Origin of the sequence: Pseudoselenomonas ruminantium, assembly GCF_900142515.1 — a bacterium.
In the GTDB taxonomy this organism is placed as follows: Bacteria; Bacillota; Negativicutes; order Selenomonadales; family Selenomonadaceae; genus Selenomonas_A; species Selenomonas_A ruminantium_D.
Map to the genome: position 1 here is coordinate 60,155 of NZ_FRBC01000004.1, position 17,079 is coordinate 77,233.

Here is a 17,079-nt window from a genome sequence, read left to right on the forward strand (position 1 = left end):
AAACTACCTCAGCCCTTCAACTTTCTCATTACCGTCGTATCCGTGGTCATAAAGGAAAGACTCATGCGATTGGTCAGAATCACCAGTACCACCACAGCAATCAACACATCCAGGAATACGCCCAGCTCCACTACGAGCGGCAGGCCTTCCGTGATAATCAGGCCCAACAGATAAATGCCGTTCTCCAGCGTGATCAGGCCGCAGATCTGCAGGATGGCGCGCTTACGCATCACCATCAGGGCCAGCCCTGTCATGATCATCATGATGGTGGCGGCAAAGATATCCTGCTGCATGGGATCCAGCATAAAGCGGTTGCCCAGCACATAGCCGAAAACCAGGAAAGCTGCCGCGGCCATGGTCGAGTAGTTCACATTGATATCGGAAAAGATTTCCCGCTCATCGGTAATGCGTTTGATGAGTTTCAGCATCGCCGTGGGAATAAAGATGACCTTTACCCCCAGCGTCAAAGCAAAGGGAATCAACGCATGCATCAGGCCATGATTGAGGCCGGCCAGCAGGCAGGCGCACGCCACGATCACCGACTGTGCCATCAGCGCCGCCACCGAGCGGCGCAACTCCATCACACGGGTCTGCACAAAGACCACAAAGAGGAGCAAAACTACCAGATATTCCATTTTCTCCTCCTTACTGCGCGATGATGGCTACAGCCAGCATGATGACCGCCGCCGACAGATAAACACGGACTTTGAAGAGGCGCATCTTATTGTTGAGGATTTCCACCAGACCAATGAGCAGCGCACTCAGCAGAACCTTGACCGCAATGGGCAAAGGCAGTGGCAGATACAAGCTGCCAAAGAGCACCAAAAACGACAACATCTTGAGCATGCTGCCCAGATGGATATAACTCAGGAGACGTCCGGAATATTCCAGCGTCATGCACTCATGGATCATCGTAAGTTCCAGATGGGTGTCGGGGTTATCCACCGGCAGGCGGCTGTTTTCCGCCAGCATCACGAGGAAGAACGCCACGCCGCCCAGCACCGCCGGGACCGTGAAATAGAAGGCATTGTAATCGATGACCATCTGCGAGAGCATCGTCGAACCATAGCGGGAAGCGTTCAGCAGGATTGCCAGCATCACCGCCGGTTCCACCAATACGGAAATGTAGATTTCGCGGGAACCCCCCATGCCGCCAAAAGCCGTAGCCGAATCCAATGAACCCAGTGTCATGAAGAAACGGCCCAAGGCCAATACATAAACGAAGACGAAAGCATCACCAAACCGGATACTGCCCGCGAGCAACCCCGGCAACATCATCGCTGCCATGATGCTGGTCACCAGATAAATGATTGGCGCGGCCAAAAACACCCAGCTGGTGTATTTCGTCACGATTACTGGCTTGCGCCACCATTTCCAGAGGTCGAAATACTCCTGGAAGATGCTGGCTCCCTGCCTTTTCTGTAAGATTGCCTTCGTCTTATTGACGATTCCGGCAATCAGCGGGGCACACAGGAGTAAAATCACAGCCTGCAATGCCGCATGATAAAAACTCAAGGCCATCTTTTACATCCCTCCCCAAATCAGTACAATGACCATGGCAATCATGGTATAACCAATATAGAGGCGCACACTGCCCTGCTGCACGATGCGCAAGGTGTCAGCCAATCTTACCATGATGTGTTCCACCGGACGATAGAGCCGGTCTGTGAATTGATCGGGAATCATCAGATTATAATGAAGCTTGCGCCCAAAATAAGCATGATCCCGCTGCAGGAAGACGCGTTCGCGGCGGGGCTTCAGGATAAAGTCAAAGGCCCGGCGCAACGGCTTGGAAAAACCTGTTGCCGTATACTGCTGGCGGCGGGTCGGCTCCGTGCCGCAGTTCCAGGTCACATCCTGATGGACAATAACCTTATGACTGCCCAGCGTCAGGGCAAGCAGTGCAAACAGCAGCAACCCGGCAATCATAATCAGCCAGGGATTGAATACCGCTTCCGACTGGCCGCCATTCCACCAGAGACCGATAAAGTCCCCGGCAGGGATAGCCAGCGGGCTATCCACAAGAATCTGCCGCATGGCATTGACCAGCGGTGCCGGCATGATGCCCATGGCGATGATGGCCACGGCTTCAAGCCCCATGCCGCAAAGCATCGTAAAAGGCATCTCATGTGCTTTGAGCACGAGATTGGAACGGCGGCGGCCCAGGAAAGCCACACCATAGAGCCGCACGAAGCAGCCCAGTGCCAGGGCACCAGTCAGCCCCAGCAGTATAAAGGCAAAAATCACCAGCAGGCGCAGTTCCGGTCTGCCTGCTTCAAAGGCCAGGGACATCATCCCCTGCAAGGTCAGCCACTCGCCCACAAGGCCTGCCGTAAAGGGCAGCGAAGCCAGGGACATGGAACCAATCAGTGTGAAGGCCGCCGTCCAGGGCATTTTCTTGAGCAATCCGCCCAGAAGTTCCACATTGCGGGTACCGGTAGCATGCATGACCGCACCTGCACTCATGAAGAGCAGGCATTTCATCAGACTGTGTGCCACTGAGTGCACCAACACCGCCGTAAAGGCCACCACTGACAGATACGACTTATCCATAGCCACCAGAAGCATGCCGCAGCCAAAAGCCGCAAAGATGATGCCCATATTCTCCACCGAAGAATACGCCAGGATGCGCTTCATATCCTTTTCCATGGAAGCATAGAGCACGCCCAGGAAAGCAGAAACGAGCCCCACTACCATGACAATAAGGCCGTAAGCAAAAACATCGGCCCCAATGAATTCAAATACGAAGCGGCCGAAACCATAGACAGCCACCTTCAGCATCACGCCACTCATGAGCGCCGACACATGGGAAGGTGCCGCCGGGTGAGCATTGGGCAACCAAACATGCAAGGGCATCAGGCCGGATTTCAGGGCAAAGCCGGCAAAAGCACAGCCAAAGGCAATGTGCTTCATCACAGGCGTCAATTCACTATGCGCTAAATCCACAAAGGCAAAGCTCTCCGCCCCGCTGCCCAGGATGTAGAAAGCTATCAGGATAGCCGCCGTGCCCAGATGCGTCATGACCATGTACTGATAGGCCGCGCCTACCACCTGCTTCTTTTCGCTCTCGTGATTGACCAGCAGGAATGATACCAATGCCATGACTTCCCAGGCCAGGATAAAAGTGAAGGCATCGCCAGCCAGCACGACCAGCACCATGGAGCCTAAGAACAGATTCCAAAGCCCGGCCAGCTGCCGGATGCGGGCACCTAAGTATCCCCGGCCATAGCCCAGGCCATAAATGCTCACTGCCGTGCCTGACAGGCCGATGATCAGCAGGAAGGCTGCAGCCCAGCCGTCAACCACCAATGAATAACGCCCCAGCTGTAACATGCCGCCAGTGCCCAGCCCCATGATTTCCAGCAGGGACAGGCTCAGAACCATGAGGCTGGCGATAACCGCCAGCCCCATGGATACATAATGGGCAGCCAGTTCCAGACGCTTGGGCCAGACTAACGCCAAAGTGCCAAGGCCATAAAGCCCCAGCGCTCCCATAAATGATTCCATACGTTCCTCCCTAAACATAATAACTTATGATAAATATAGTAACTTTGACATTATAACGCAAAGAAAGTTTTCTGAAAAGAGTCCAAATCAAAAAAGCCCGAAAGGTTTTCTCCCTTCGAGCTTATATATTTATCTTCAATAATGAAACGATTCATTTCAGCGAAAACTCTACAATTGTTTTGTTCTCTTCCTTGCCAGATACCGTTCTTTCATTACCAGCTTATGCTCCATCCGCACTACCAGTTCCTTTGCATCCGCAACATCCTGCTCATCGGGATGACTGGCAGCCAGCTTCCACCGTTCAGCGCTTTTAGGTCCTCCATGTGGATCATCAGGACCAGCCTTTTTACGCTTCTCCAACATAGCAGGATTGATTTTCCCCCGGCAGCCAAAAGTTCCCAGGATCTCACAACCAGTTCCCAGGTAATAACCAGCTCTGGCAAAAGATGTAATGGCATGCTCACTCGTAGGCGCGGTGCCGTGCGTCTGGAAGAAGACTACCTTGCAATCCTGTACTTTGGGCAGATATTTCAGCATCAAAGGATCGGGCTGACCCAACCGCAGCCAATATCCCAAAGCCACGATGTCATAACCGGATAAATCCTCTGGTGCCTCCTGTACCCGAAAAACATCTGCACCTTCGGCCTGTTCTGCAATAGCTTCCGCTATTTTCCTGGTATTCCCTGTCACCGAAGAATAGATTACCGCCCACTTACTCATAACATTACCGCCTCTCAATTACAATGCTCGCTAAATATTATCATAAGATGTTTTTTTTGTCTGTAAGCTTTGTTACATATTGCCCGTACCATTCTAAAATGCTACAATGTAAGAACTTATCACGAAACCAGAAAGGCAACTCCTATGAGCAATAAACAAAATTGGTGGCAAAGACTTTTCCTGGGGCTGGGAATCCTCACAGCCAGCACCGCAGCCCTGACCGGCGGCGAAGCTTCAGCCCCCGCCCGTTTCGATACAGCTATGGTCGAACTCTTAGGCGAAATCCATGACTATGCCCACAAACACGACCAGCACTTCCAGCTGCTGGCCAATGGCGGCTCCCCCCTCTATCTCGCCATTGACGGCAATACTGCGGAAAACGTCGGCAAAATGCTGCAAAGCGTGGATGGGCAATTGGCAGAATCGGTTTATTACGGCTTTGACATGCAGGACGGACAAGAAACACCTGCCGAAGAAAATACTTTCTTTCAGCAAACACTGGACGCTGCCAAAAATGGCGGCCTTCCCATTTTCGTGCTGGATTATGTGCAGACACCTGCCCAGGCCAAAGATTCCTACCAGAAGAACCAGGCCAAGGGATATGTGCCCCTGGCTACTCCTTATCGCGGCCTTGACGGCATCCCGCCTTTTGCTCCGCCTAAGGAAAACACAGATGACATCAACAGGCTCAGCGATGTACGCAATTACCTCGTACTCCTCAATCCCGGAAAATTCTCCTCCAGTGCAGATTATCTCGCCAGCCTGCAAAACAGCAGCTATGACCTGCTGATTATCGACCTCTATATAGAAGACCGTTTTTTGACGCCACAGGAAGTGGCCTCCTTAAAGCAAAAACCACAAGGAGGCCGCCGTCTGGTCTTTGCCTATATGAGTGTGGGGGAAGCAGAAACCTATCGCCAGTATTGGCAGGCTGATTGGACAAAAAAAATGCCCCATTGGCTGGATAAGCCCAATGGGGATTGGCAGGACAATTACCGTGTGAAGTTCTGGCGGCCAGAATGGAAACACATCCTCTACGGCAGTCCCACCTCTTATTTAGACGAAATCATGACTGCTGGATTTGATGGAGCTTTTCTTGATGTTGTGGATGTGTATCAATACTTTCAACAAGCTTCCTCACAGGCAGAACCTTCAACAGCAGGCAGCAGATAATCATTTCCGGCACCAGATAGGTGGCATTGAACACCAGTGAATAGTAAATGGGTGATACCCCCTCCGGTGCATAGCTGCCGAAGAATACGAAGCCGGAAACGAAATGGCAAAGGAACCGCAGACCGAAGGCCAACGCCGTGCCCAGATAGATGTGTCTACGGAACAAGCCTGCCAGCCCCATGGCCATAAATGGCAAGGGATAATCGAATAAGACCTGGATTGGGTGCAGGATAAATGGGTCCTGCACCATATTTAATATGCCATAAACAAAGCCGGCCAACAGCCCCGTCCCTACACCGAAGCGATAACCGATCAGCAGCAGCGGCAACATCGCTCCGGCCGTCACACTGCCTCCCTGCGGCATATGAAAGAGCCGCAGCTGCTGCAGGATCACAGCCAGCGCCAACAGCAGCGCTGCCATAACCAGCGTGCGGGTATCGAACTGCTCACGGCGGACACGCATAATCCCCATGGCCATAGCCAGCACACCACATAAAGCAAAAACCGTAACAGGTTGAGAAAGCATTTCTGACAACTATAACACATCCCTTTCTGCGCAATTAAAATGAACGATTCCACATAAGACTCATTTTCCAGCCATGATAAGAATCCGCGGAACTGCCATGGATACGATAGCGTTCCAGCTTGGCCTTGAGTTCCGACCGGTCATCCAGCCGATAGTCATAACCAATGATCACAGAATTCAAATACCGGCTGGAATTCCACTTACCCAGCCGCCAATCATAGCGCTGGCCGCGTTCCTCGCCATGATTCAGCAGGAAATAGGCCTTCTGCTGCTTATCAAAGCAATGAGTGTAGCCAAGACCGCCATAATAGCGGTGAATGCCGCCTGTGGAAGCTGACTGGTAACTCCCCATAACATAATACTGCCACGAATTTTTCACGTCAATATCCTGACTGTTAAATAATTGCAGTGTCCAGTCCTCTCCATCGTAGTTACGTCCACTCCCATAGGGCATATCTATTAAATGGATATGCCCTGCATTATCCATATAGGATTTCATTGTGCCCTTGTCAACAGCATAAGAGGCATTGACGTGAATCATCCTTGCAGATAACTGCTGCTGTTCTCCGATATGGCGATATTCGATTTCCTGCTGGAACTTATTCCCGGGATTGATTTCTTCCTGTGCCTGTATGTCAACAGCCCCCGTAGGCGTTGTCACAGAAATTCTTTCTACCTCTGTAAGGCTTCGCCGGTACTTATAATCCCCCCGAAAAGTATAGTTCAGCCGGCCAGTCAAACTATCCCGTTCTGTAAATCTATGCGTCACTTCAATCCCCGGTGTGAACTGCCAGCCCTCGCTGAAGGAATTGAACCGGGCCAGATTATCGGCCATCATGGCATTCTGATGCACATTGTCCTTGCCGGTAGGCACATTGACATTCAAGGTGTAATGCACATCATTGACCTTATGATCGTTCTTATAGGCAATCCCCAGCGTAGTATCGGTCCAGCCTGACACATGGCCATCGACCAGTCCTGTATCCGATGACAACCAGCCCGTAGACAGCGAAAAGTCCCAATGCTTTTCCGCAGCATAAAATTCTATCGGCTGATACAACTGATGCCCATGGGGCAAGCCTGCTCCCTGCCAGTTATCGTATTCAAAGCCGGAACCTATGCCCGTGCCCTCGCCAAAATGTTCCAATTCATAATCAGCCTGTGCTTTCCATTTTTGCGTCTCGGACACATATTGTTCGGCCTCGGCAATGCCCTTGGCCGCTTCCTGATTCCATGTTTCCGCTTCCGAAACCGCTGTCTCATTTTCTGCTACGTCTTTTTCTGCGTCAGCATGCTCATTGGTCAGATCCCTGACCAGCTCCCTTGCATCCCGCTCTGCATCTTCAGCGGCTTCCCGCGCCTCCTGCAGGGCATCCAGCTGGCTGTTCAGGCTGTCCAACCAAGCTTCCGCATTATCCACGGCGGCATCCAACTGCTGCAATTCGTTGTCATAGGCCTGCCACTGTTCTTCCTTGGCATGCTGCTCTGGCTGGATAGACTGTGCCCGGTTCACCATAGCAATCACATCGTTCAGGCGATTCTGGGCATAGTCCACACTTTCCCAGGCCTTGCGGATGCGCTCTTCCAAGTCATCCCGTTCCTCCTGCAGATAACCAAGCTCCCGGCCCAGTGCTTCATAAGCTGCCTGCTTGCCCTGTTTCTGTCCCTGCAAATCCTGCACTACGGATTCCTGTTGCCAGACCTGCGGGGCAAAGTCCGCCACGGCCTGTTGTGCCGCAATTGCCTCCTGCGTGCGCTTTGCACTCTCCATCTGCGCCTTTTCCAGTTCCCTGGCTACACGCTTCAGGTTGCGGCGGGCCTGTTCCAGATTCTGCCGTGCTTCCTCCAGCCCCCGCTCTGCATTGCGCTTATCCTGCCGCGCCATCTGCAAAGCGGCTTCCGCCTGTTGCAACGCTGCCGCCGCTTCAGCTGCATTGCGCTTGGCCGCATGGAAATCCCGGATGCGGTTGCGGTCATTTACCAGGGACTCAAAAGCAGCAGAAAGATCATTCATGGCATTCAGCGATGCCGCACTGCCAGCAGCTGGCGGCAACAATGCCAACGCACTGATGGAAGCAGCCTGGGCAGTCTGCCGGATAGCCGCTTCCTCCCGCATCTTCCGCTTGCGGGTACGAGTCATGCGCAGATTTTGCAGGACAAACCGCTTCAGGCGTGGTTCTTCCCCCGCCTGAGCCGCCGCCAGTTTTTTCCGGCGCTTGCGCGTCATGCGAAAAGCTACCGCCCCCCAGCGTCTGCGTCCTTCTTCTTCAAAGCGGGCAGCCTCTTCCAGCCGTCGCCGTCCTTTACGGCTCGTTCTCATGCGCATCACCTCCTGGCACTTCCAGATTCACATAATCATCCCCATATAGCCACAATGTAAACTTCGTCAAAATCCCATTGGTAGGACGATAGAACACCGGCTGGGAACAGAATACCAAATAATTGATTCGCCGGGTAAAATGATTGAGCTTCAAAAAAGCCCAGATAAAAGATAGCGCCGCCGCCAGAAAGAACGTAAATCCATAGCTGTAAGTGCCACCATAGTACAGCCCCCAAAGGCCCAAAAACAGGTTGGACACAAAGAACACGGCCGACAGGCTCAATACACTCTTTTGATAATCAAAATACACCAGCAGGATATACACAAGTTGCAACAGCCCTGTAAAAAAGGCGCCGAATAGCAGGACATTATACATATTCACCTGATTGTAGGTAATCCCCGACCAACTCAGGAGATAATTCCCCACCGCCAGCGCCACCAAAGTGAATACCAGCTGGAATTCGATGATATGCCGCAGTTCAAACCACAAAGTATGCAGCAGATCCTTGCGGGCATCATCGATTTCCCGGAAGTTTCCCTTCTGAGTGATATAGGCAAAATAATGCGCATAACGCTCATAGAAATTCGTCTCCACCTTGACCACAAACATGGTCATCAACGGCAGGATGGACAGGAACGCATAAAATGTCACCACATCATAGATGGGGGAATAAAGATAGGTGCCGCCCACCAATACACCCCACTCCCCCTGCCAAATCAGGATGTTGGGCGCAAACAAGCCCGCCATATAGAACGTAGCGGTGAAAAACAGCCGCCAGTGACGTTCCAGATAAGGCAGGAAAGCAAAATTCTGACCCTCCCGGGGCATGCCGAAGTAATCCGTAATATGCAGCAGGAACAGCAGATTTATAAGCCCCATGCCGATATCCATGGCAAGCAGCCCCGACTGTTCCGGCTGCATGCTGGTAGAGGTCAAAAATAACCACACCAGCAGGATGCTGAGCAGCACACCAGCCAGATAACTCAAAAGCAACCGGGAATAACGCTTTATCGCTGACAGATAAACACTTTCCGTCCAGGCCAACAGCAGTTCAGCAAAAAAGATATAGCCCAGCCATTTGGTCAGCAACGGCAAAGGCTTATCCCAGAAGAAAATTCCCGCCAGCACCGCCCCCAGCGTGGTCAGGATAGCTCCCATACCAAACAGGGACGCCGTTGCATCTTTGAAATGTCCCAAGGACAGGGAATCTGCCAGATAACGTGTCAGCACCATGATAAAGCCTGCCGAGAACACCTGTGAGAACACAAAGGCATAGACCACAGAAGCCACGAAAATCTGACTGGCCTCCCCTTCAATGCCATAGTACGCAAAAAGACTCTGGACAGCCAGCACCATACTGGTCATCAGGGCAAAAGGCCCGGCCGTGATAAGCGCCGAATAAGAATATGCTTTTATATGCCCCGCCGCGGTACGGGCGGTAAATAATTTCTTTAATTCAAAACCAACGCCTGCCACGTCTATGCCTCCTGCATATAGATTTCATATATATCCCGGTAACGGGCGATGAAATGTTCATAAGTATAACCGCGTTTCGTGCGTTCATAACCGATATTGCCCATTTTGCGCCGCAGTTCAAAATCCTTGCCCAGCCGGATCATCTCTTTCGCCATGGCTTCAAAGTCCATGGGCGCAACAATCGCACCGGCGGCACCTAAATCATCCGTGCTATCGCCATATATCAGCTCCCGGCAGCACCCCACATCGGTTGTCACGAACGGACGGTGTGCCGCAAAGCCTTCCAGCACCGCCAGCGGCTGCCCCTCACTGATACTCGACAGCATCATCAGATCCATTTTCGGCAAATATTCCGCTACATTCACGGAGCCGGTGAATTCCACATCAGCAATGCCCAGCATGGATACTGTCTGCTGACAAAGTGCATAATATTCCCGGTCCTCCTCATAGCCCCCCATGATGACCAGACGGGCATCGGGGATTTCTGCTTTCACCAGGAAAAATGCCCGCAGAAGTGTCACAATGTCCTTGATGGGCACTACACGCACCACCGCACCGATGGTCAACGGGCCATCATGTTCCTGCAGCTCCCCAATGCTGGCAAACCGTTCCATATGCACCCCATTGGGCACAATGCCGATTTTTTGCGGGTCACAGCCCAAATCCTGCTCGATTTCCGCATTGTGCTCGAACAGGGTGTATACACGGTCTGCCGTCTTATAGGCCAGCTTGGCCAGATTATAAAAATAATTGATCCAGACGGATTTGAAATCCCCCTTGGCCCAGTCACTCTTGATGATTTCCACTTCCCGTTCCCGGGAGTAAATGCCGTGTTCCGTAATGATAAAGGGCTTATGATAGACCTCCGCCGCCATGGCACCGATAACGCCACAGTACCCCGTGGCCACACTATGATAGACATCGGCTTCCGGCAAATCCTGCTGCAAGAGGTAAAGCAGGGGCAGAAGCATGGAACGCATCGTCCAAAAAAAATCCGTGAACGGCAGGTAACTGTATTTTTCCATATAGACCTGCTGGATCACATCGAAGAAATCACTGGACATAAAGATATCCAGCGGGCTCTTGAAACGACGGCGATTCCGGAATATTGAGGACAGCTTACGGATATCCAAAGGCCTGCCCCCCATGACCAAATCATAGATAGCCTCCCTTTCTTTGCCCGTCAGGATGTTTTCCTGCATACCGCGGGAATATTGCCCCAATATCTCATCCAGGAATTCTTCCTGAATCCCCTTGAGATTCGGCGGGAACTTGTATTTGAATGCGCCTCTGTCCTTGCTTTCCGCACCGACAGCATAGATATAGAATTCGTGCTGCGGCAAGCCCTGAATCAGCATCTGGCACCAGGAGGAAACGCCGCCTACCACATAAGGGTAGGAACCTTCCGTCAGCAAACAGATTCTCAATTTTCCGGCTCCTTCCATTTTATCACAGTGGTACTGTCTTCCGTTTCAATCAGATAAGCATCATCACCGATTTTTTGATAACGTCCGCCTGTTATCCCCGCAATATCCTTTGGGGTCCGCAGGATAAAACGCAGCGGGTAACGATAATTCCAACAGGACAGGACCATCCTGTCCGGCTCCCGTTTCACACGGTAATCCATATCCAGATAGTCTGCAAAATAGGCGGCACACTCCGAATCGGTAACAGGCCTCAACCAGCCAAACCGGTTGTTTATTTCGTTCAAAAAGCTTTGGAACCGCTCTGTCATCATGGCCCAGGTCAAATCCTTGCTTTCCTCATAGAAAAGCTCGTCCGGATGGACGAAATGGGAAAACACGCCAATGTAATTGATGACACTGATATTTTCCCACATGTTTTCCCGGGAGGGCGCATAACCGGAACTGATACGCGGAATCTCATAAGTACCGTCCTCGTTGCGCGTAAAGTCCTGATAATAAGCACGCTCAGAATACAGTCCATCAAACAGAGATGAATAGACCTTCAATTCCGGAAAAGCCTCCTTTACTGCCGCATGACCTTCCGGACTCAATATATCCGAGGGCGGTACATAGGATTGGAATTCGTAATCGGGATAGGCACTTTTGATATAGCGCCGCAGTTCCTGCAGGGATTCCACCATATCCTCCTTGCTTTCCCAAGGGACATAATCCAGCTCATCCTGATTATAGCCTGCCGGTGCCAGCGATTGATGATTATAGCCGTGCAGCCCTAATTCACCGCCCATATCCAAAAGTTCCCGGCCATAGACGATAAGATTATCCCTCGCCTGCCGTCCCTTTGTCGGCACAAACGGGCCTTTAACCTGATTCCCATAGGACTCAATAATCAGTCCTGTATACTTCAAATCATAGTTCGCCGCACACTCCCGCATAAAGGGCCACCAGATATGGCGGAAGAATTCCGCTGTGGACACATGCAGTTCCTCATAGATTTTCTCGAAGTTCCCTTCCGGCACTGGCGCAGGAAAATCATCAATAAAGAATAGTTTTGCCCCCACCACCGGATAGATGCCCTCTTCCCCACAATGAGCCAGCATGGCAGTCAACAAGCCAATATTCGTCTTATCATCCCGGACATCGCCATTATAGACCAGGCACTTACCCTGTCCATAGGTGTTTTCCCAGAGCAGCGGACTTTCATCCAATGCCACCAGCTGCACCTTCGCCTGCTCCTGCAGCTGCACTGCCACCGTATCCGTATGATAATAAGTATTTTCACCAAAAGAAAAACCTTTGCTGCCAAATAGGAAATCCGTATTCCACCGGAGTCCCAAAACATTCTTGTTCTGCCCTAAATGCCGGATTCCCGCCATTTCCTGACTAAGTGCCGGCAAAGGCTCATCACCTTCCCGTTCAGGGTGCAGCATGAAAGCGGCAGTACCGCCTTGCCGCACATATGCGGCTACCTGCGGCAGCGCTTTGACCTTATCCCAGCGGCTGGCCGCTATCAGCACGCCGCGATAATCCTGCGCCACTTCTGTCTCTTCATAGATGGAGCAGGAAACTGACTCTTTCTTCTGCTGAGCCAGCAGCCAGGCCAGACGATGTTCCGCAAATACGCTGGTAACACTCCGGGGATCATAGAGAATCAAATATCGCTCGCGGTCTCCTTGAACAGCTTGTCCGTTAAAAAGCTGCTGTGGCATGAAATTTAAGTTTTTGAAATAATCCAACTTCAAAAAGCCATCCATGCGGCTGAACTGAAAGAAACAGCCCAGCAATATCACCAAGGCAACAATGCCCACAATTCCCCGCTTATCCATGCTTCACCGCCTCCTTATCCCAGAAGCGGATGGCCTGCAGGGCCTCCTGCGAAAGTTCCAGCGGACTTGCCTTGAGTTCCCGGATCTTGGCCTGCAGCTGCTTGGGCTTACGCCAGCTTTGATAGAGCCGGATATACATCATATAGCTTTCCTCCCGCTGGGGAAAATGTTCTTGCAGCTCCGCACATACCAATTCCGCTGTGACATAATTCTCCGTCTCCAGAAGCTGCCGGATTTCCTCCGTATAATATTCGATTTTTTCCGGACACATCTGTTTCAGATAATCCAGCAAGCCGATATAATCCCCCTGCTTCTTGTGGTAAGTCACATGATCGATGAATTTCTTCTGTTCCAGATAGTTTTTCAATAACTGGGCATACTCCTCCAGCTGGGGCACATTTTCCGGATTCTCGCCGCTGATAACACTGCTCTCCCGGGAAAAGAGCTCATTCTCCAGCTTTTCCATCCGGGCAGTCAGCAACGCTACCGCATAATAAGCCACTTCCCGATCACGGTCATGCATGGCCATCTGCAGGATTTTTTCATTATCCACCACCGCCTGCTTGATGGCGTCGGTAAAATAATGGCGCTTTTTCTGCACATCCTCGACCAGAAACGCATCATTCAAAGGAATGATATCCTCATTCAGTTGTACCCCCCGGAAAAAGGCCGTCTTTTCCCGCTCAAATTCCGGCTGGCGTCCTTCTCCCAATTTGAACACATAACAACACAAACGATAACTGAGCATCAAGATGATGCCGAAAAAAGGAATGCCCAAGACGATCATGATTTCCGTTGCCGCATGGAGGCGAGGCTTACGCCAGAGATTTCCCAGAACATACAACGCAGTCAATGCCACATGCAGGAATGCCAAGGTATAAAAATCCATCACCCCACCGCCTCACATACATGCGTCCTTACATCAGCATTTGCCAGACGTGCCTGCACCATAGCCGTTACATTCCCATCTGCTTCCGGCAGCAGGATATAGACGCCATCATTGCCCACGCCCACGAAATCCTCGTTGCGAATCATACGCCCCAGACGAGCATCCAGCTTTTCATAGTCCATGCCTGCCATATCCACCTTCAGAACAGCCACGGGCAAATCCCCCTGCAGCTTGCGCCGTTCTTGAAGTTCTCTGATGATTTTCCGGAACTCATCGGCCTGCAATATGCGGGTACCTGCCACAAAACGCTTCTCCTGCACTTCCTGCTCATAGCGGTAGGCTCTTGCCATAGACGCCGAAATCAGGCGGGTGGTTATGGATAGCAGATTCTGCTCATAGAGGCTCCACTGCTCAAAGCTCATGCCATAAATAGCCAGCACCGCAATGACCGTTCCCTGATGCACAATCGGCGCCGCTAGATCCGGCGTATCCTTGACCAGTTCCCGATTGACAAAAATCGTCTGCTCCTGCAATAGATCCTGCAGATAAGCGTAATCAGCCACCCGCAGAGATCGGGGCTGTCGTGAAGCCAAATCACCCATGCGTATTTTCTGCCGCAAATAGTGACCATCGGTTCCCACCACATAGATGGCGATATGCTCCACATTGAGGATTTCTGCCGTGACAGCCGCCGCCTGATTAAAAATGTTTTCCGGCTCAACGCTGTCCAGCCGCTTGATGATTCGATAAAGACGTCCGATACTGTCATCGGAGTTGACAATCTGGCGATAAAGCTTATCCTTGACCGCCAGATTGTCTTCATAAAGACCACGCATAAAAGCTTGCCGCTCATCAGCCTGCTGCTTCTGCCATGCCACGGCTTCCCGCTCGAAACGCCGTGCATCCGCAAAGTAACCAGTCAAAGCCGCCGTAAAGAGATAAGCCGTGACATGCAGGATATTTTCCGGTACATAGATAAGGGAAACCAACTCCCCGCCCCGTGCCAAGGCAGCCCCGACAAAAATAAGGGTGGAAGCTGCCATGGCGATAAAAGAGTGTCGCTTGCCATACAACAGCCCCATCGTGCCAATATAAACAAAATTCACATCCAACTGAGTCTGCGGGTTGATTGTCGTACCATGCTGCAGGTACGCAATGCCCGTCATCAGTGCTGCCCCTAAGGCATTTTCCACGTAAGGAATCAGCCTGTCCCGCCACTGACGCCATTTTACCCGCTTCGCCTGGCTGTGGGCTGCCAGATTGTCAGCTTCTACTTTGGCCTGAATGTAATCCCAGGTCTGCTTCAGTCCCTCCAGCCGGCCATATTTCAGCCGCCAGCCCAGCTCCTGCTGAGCAGTCCTGGTTTCCAGCACCGGCTGCACATAAGGAAAAGATTGGAAACGGGCTGTTCCTTCATCGATAGACGGCAATTCCGTGACATTCTTCATCCAGCTGGCAAAGTCTCCTGCCGCCAAACCTTTTCCCGTCCCCAGATTAAGTATTTTTCCCTGACACTGCCGTGCTACAGCGCGATAGATGCCATACACAGCATCAGCAGAATACAAAAAATCCCGTGGACTGGTCTCATCATCCATACGAGGCAAAGCTATATTTTTCAAGCTGGCATAGAGTGTCCGGGCTACCAGTCCATCTCCAGGGCCGCTATCCGGGCCATAGACTTCCGGCAGGCGGATAATGGTTACCGGAATCAGCGCCCATTTTGACCAGGCCAGCACTGCTTCTTCCGCCACCATGCCCATGCCATCCGCTGCCCGCGCAGCATCTTCGCTTTTGACTGCAGCTGCTGTAGAAACAAAATAGACCGACTCGATTCCATATTCATAACCCAATGCCAGGATATCAGCCAAACGCTGCAAGGCATCCAATCGTTCCGTGGCCTGACGCTCTGCAGGCCACACATAGATAATTACAGGTATATTATAAATACGCAGCATTTCCCGTATTGGTTCAACATCTGCTGCCGCTGTAAAAAATTCCCAACTCTCCTTGACAAACAACCGCTTCAGCTGTTCTTCCCAAAAAGGCTTTGCTCCCGCCAGCATCACCTTGCGCTTCAGCTGACTAACCTGCTCCCCAGCCATAAATCTTCTCCTTTGCTTATGCCACTCCACGGCATAAGTCAATCACTACATGTTCTAATACTTCCTCCCCGGCTTGTCCTGTTTTCAAAAAATAATCTGCGTCTATTAGTTCCAACATGCTGCGTTTCAGTACTGCCTCGGGAAACTGCATGGCCGCCCGGCCCAATTTCTCTGCGATAAAGGGGTTCAGTTCCAAGGGCTTCGCCAGAGCCTTCCCTCTTATCCCCTGTTTCTGCAATGCCTGCGCCTGCCACAACTGCCGCACATGACGCGTCAACAGGCTGAGTATTATCGTAAAATAAGTGCCATCACTCAACTGCCGCCGCAATAGCTGCAAGGATTTTTTTGCCTTGCGCTCGCTGATGGCATCGAGCAATGCAAATACGGACACCTCCGGCAGGCCGGCAAAGACCTGCTCCAGCAATGCCCTGCTTATGCGCCGCTCCTGCGAAAACAGCGCCAGCTTATCAAACTCCCGGTCCAGGAATTCCAGGGATATCGTCTGCATGGTGCTGATCACACCGCTGAAATAAGCCATGGCCTCACTGTCCATATCCTTATTCAGGGATTGCAGCTTGCCCTGCAGCCAGTCATTGATGTTCCATGCCCGGATGGCATCCGCCTCCAGCACCGCCCCGGCTTTCTCAATGGCCTTGTATATCTTGCGCCGCTTATCAGCCTTGCCATTCTGTACGAAGATGACATAACTGTAATCCGGCATATTGTCCAGCAAAGCCAGGAACCGCTCCAGCGCTTTATTCTTTCCCACCCTGGCTGATTCTTTTTCCTCTTCTCCTTTTTTCTCCTTGAAAAGATTCGTATCCTGCAACAGCAATACATTTTTGCTGACAAAAAAAGGGGCCGTTTCGATAAGCCCCGCCAAATCATCCAGATTGACACTGCCCGTCATCTTCTGCAAACCACTGGCCTGTTCCTGCGGCGAAGAAAACAATTTTGTCAGGATGCGCTCCAATGCCTTATCAATATAGTAATGTTCTTCACCGGCCAAAAGATAGACATGCTTCAGCTCGCCCTTTTGCAAACCGGCCATAAATTCGCCAAATTTCACTTTCATTCCCTCAACATTAAGATTATCTTAGTATTATAACGTAGAC

At 51.5% G+C, this 17,079-nt stretch carries 13 protein-coding genes; 1 reads left to right on the plus strand and 12 read right to left on the minus strand.

Going from position 1 to position 17,079, the window contains the following annotated elements; translation table 11 throughout:
* Positions 1-8 precede the first annotated feature (8 nt).
* From BUB68_RS03115 to BUB68_RS03130, 4 genes are all read right to left on the minus strand, one after another.
* Positions 9-635, minus strand: coding sequence for a hydrogenase (locus BUB68_RS03115; protein ID WP_073088353.1), 627 nt, complete (start codon positions 633-635; stop codon positions 9-11).
* A 10-nt stretch (positions 636-645) separates the two neighbouring features.
* A complete protein-coding gene (locus BUB68_RS03120; protein WP_073088354.1) occupies positions 646-1,521 on the minus strand; it encodes a respiratory chain complex I subunit 1 family protein in 876 nt (291 codons plus the stop codon).
* A gap of 3 nt (positions 1,522-1,524) precedes the next feature.
* Positions 1,525-3,507, minus strand: a complete 1,983-nt coding sequence (locus BUB68_RS03125) for a proton-conducting transporter transmembrane domain-containing protein (RefSeq protein ID WP_073088355.1) — start codon at positions 3,505-3,507, stop codon at positions 1,525-1,527.
* 168 nt (positions 3,508-3,675) lie between these two features.
* Positions 3,676-4,227 carry a flavodoxin family protein gene (locus BUB68_RS03130; protein ID WP_073088356.1) on the minus strand — a complete coding sequence of 184 codons (552 nt, stop codon included), beginning with the start codon at positions 4,225-4,227 and terminating at the stop codon, positions 3,676-3,678.
* Positions 4,228-4,371: 144 nt separating this feature from the next.
* Here BUB68_RS03130 and BUB68_RS03135 point away from each other — a divergent pair, with 144 nt between their 5' ends.
* Positions 4,372-5,400, plus strand: a complete 1,029-nt coding sequence (locus BUB68_RS03135; protein ID WP_081371835.1) for an endo alpha-1,4 polygalactosaminidase — start codon at positions 4,372-4,374, stop codon at positions 5,398-5,400.
* Here the strand turns inward: BUB68_RS03135 and thiT are convergent.
* The 8 genes from thiT to holA are packed head-to-tail and all read right to left on the minus strand — an operon-like array spanning position 5,294 to position 17,039.
* Entirely contained in the window at positions 5,294-5,926 is a 633-nt protein-coding gene (gene thiT, locus BUB68_RS03140; protein ID WP_073088435.1) for an energy-coupled thiamine transporter ThiT, read from the minus strand. The genes BUB68_RS03135 and thiT overlap by 107 nt on opposite strands.
* A 34-nt stretch (positions 5,927-5,960) precedes the next feature.
* Complete coding sequence (locus BUB68_RS03145; RefSeq protein WP_073088357.1) at positions 5,961-8,246, minus strand: transporter; 2,286 nt, start codon at positions 8,244-8,246, stop codon at positions 5,961-5,963.
* Positions 8,230-9,723, minus strand: a complete 1,494-nt coding sequence (gene pelG / locus BUB68_RS03150; RefSeq protein WP_073088358.1) for an exopolysaccharide Pel transporter PelG — start codon at positions 9,721-9,723, stop codon at positions 8,230-8,232. The genes BUB68_RS03145 and pelG overlap by 17 nt, the downstream gene beginning before the upstream one ends.
* Before the next feature lie 2 nt (positions 9,724-9,725).
* Positions 9,726-11,150: a GT4 family glycosyltransferase PelF gene (gene pelF, locus BUB68_RS03155; protein WP_073088359.1), complete on the minus strand. Its 1,425-nt coding sequence runs from the start codon at positions 11,148-11,150 to the stop codon at positions 9,726-9,728.
* Positions 11,147-12,973, minus strand: a complete 1,827-nt coding sequence (locus tag BUB68_RS03160) for a DUF2194 domain-containing protein (RefSeq protein WP_073088360.1) — start codon at positions 12,971-12,973, stop codon at positions 11,147-11,149. Before BUB68_RS03160 ends, pelF begins: the two co-directional genes overlap by 4 nt.
* A complete protein-coding gene (locus BUB68_RS03165; RefSeq protein ID WP_073088361.1) occupies positions 12,966-13,862 on the minus strand; it encodes a hypothetical protein in 897 nt (298 codons plus the stop codon). The genes BUB68_RS03160 and BUB68_RS03165 overlap by 8 nt, the downstream gene beginning before the upstream one ends.
* Positions 13,862-15,964: an NAD-dependent epimerase/dehydratase family protein gene (locus tag BUB68_RS14985; RefSeq protein ID WP_073088362.1), complete on the minus strand. Its 2,103-nt coding sequence runs from the start codon at positions 15,962-15,964 to the stop codon at positions 13,862-13,864. Before BUB68_RS14985 ends, BUB68_RS03165 begins: the two co-directional genes overlap by 1 nt.
* A 16-nt stretch (positions 15,965-15,980) precedes the next feature.
* Positions 15,981-17,039 (minus strand): DNA polymerase III subunit delta, encoded by a 1,059-nt coding sequence (gene holA / locus BUB68_RS03175; RefSeq protein ID WP_371914844.1) that lies wholly within the window; start codon positions 17,037-17,039, stop codon positions 15,981-15,983.
* Positions 17,040-17,079 lie beyond the last annotated feature (40 nt).

What these genes read in the sequence shown, in the direction of transcription:
- BUB68_RS03115 (WP_073088353.1), bottom strand. Translation starts at nt 635, where the DNA reads ATGGAATATCTGGTAGTTTTGCTCCTCTTTGTGGTCTTTGTGCAGACC.
- BUB68_RS03120 (WP_073088354.1), bottom strand. Translation starts at nt 1,521, where the DNA reads ATGGCCTTGAGTTTTTATCATGCGGCATTGCAGGCTGTGATTTTACTC.
- BUB68_RS03125 (WP_073088355.1), bottom strand. Translation starts at nt 3,507, where the DNA reads ATGGAATCATTTATGGGAGCGCTGGGGCTTTATGGCCTTGGCACTTTG.
- BUB68_RS03130 (WP_073088356.1), bottom strand. Translation starts at nt 4,227, where the DNA reads ATGAGTAAGTGGGCGGTAATCTATTCTTCGGTGACAGGGAATACCAGG.
- BUB68_RS03135 (WP_081371835.1), top strand. Translation starts at nt 4,372, where the DNA reads ATGAGCAATAAACAAAATTGGTGGCAAAGACTTTTCCTGGGGCTGGGA.
- thiT (WP_073088435.1), bottom strand. Translation starts at nt 5,926, where the DNA reads ATGCTTTCTCAACCTGTTACGGTTTTTGCTTTATGTGGTGTGCTGGCT.
- BUB68_RS03145 (WP_073088357.1), bottom strand. Translation starts at nt 8,246, where the DNA reads ATGAGAACGAGCCGTAAAGGACGGCGACGGCTGGAAGAGGCTGCCCGC.
- BUB68_RS03160 (WP_073088360.1), bottom strand. Translation starts at nt 12,973, where the DNA reads ATGGATAAGCGGGGAATTGTGGGCATTGTTGCCTTGGTGATATTGCTG.
- BUB68_RS03165 (WP_073088361.1), bottom strand. Translation starts at nt 13,862, where the DNA reads ATGGATTTTTATACCTTGGCATTCCTGCATGTGGCATTGACTGCGTTG.
- BUB68_RS14985 (WP_073088362.1), bottom strand. Translation starts at nt 15,964, where the DNA reads ATGGCTGGGGAGCAGGTTAGTCAGCTGAAGCGCAAGGTGATGCTGGCG.
- holA (WP_371914844.1), bottom strand. Translation starts at nt 17,039, where the DNA reads ATGAAAGTGAAATTTGGCGAATTTATGGCCGGTTTGCAAAAGGGCGAG.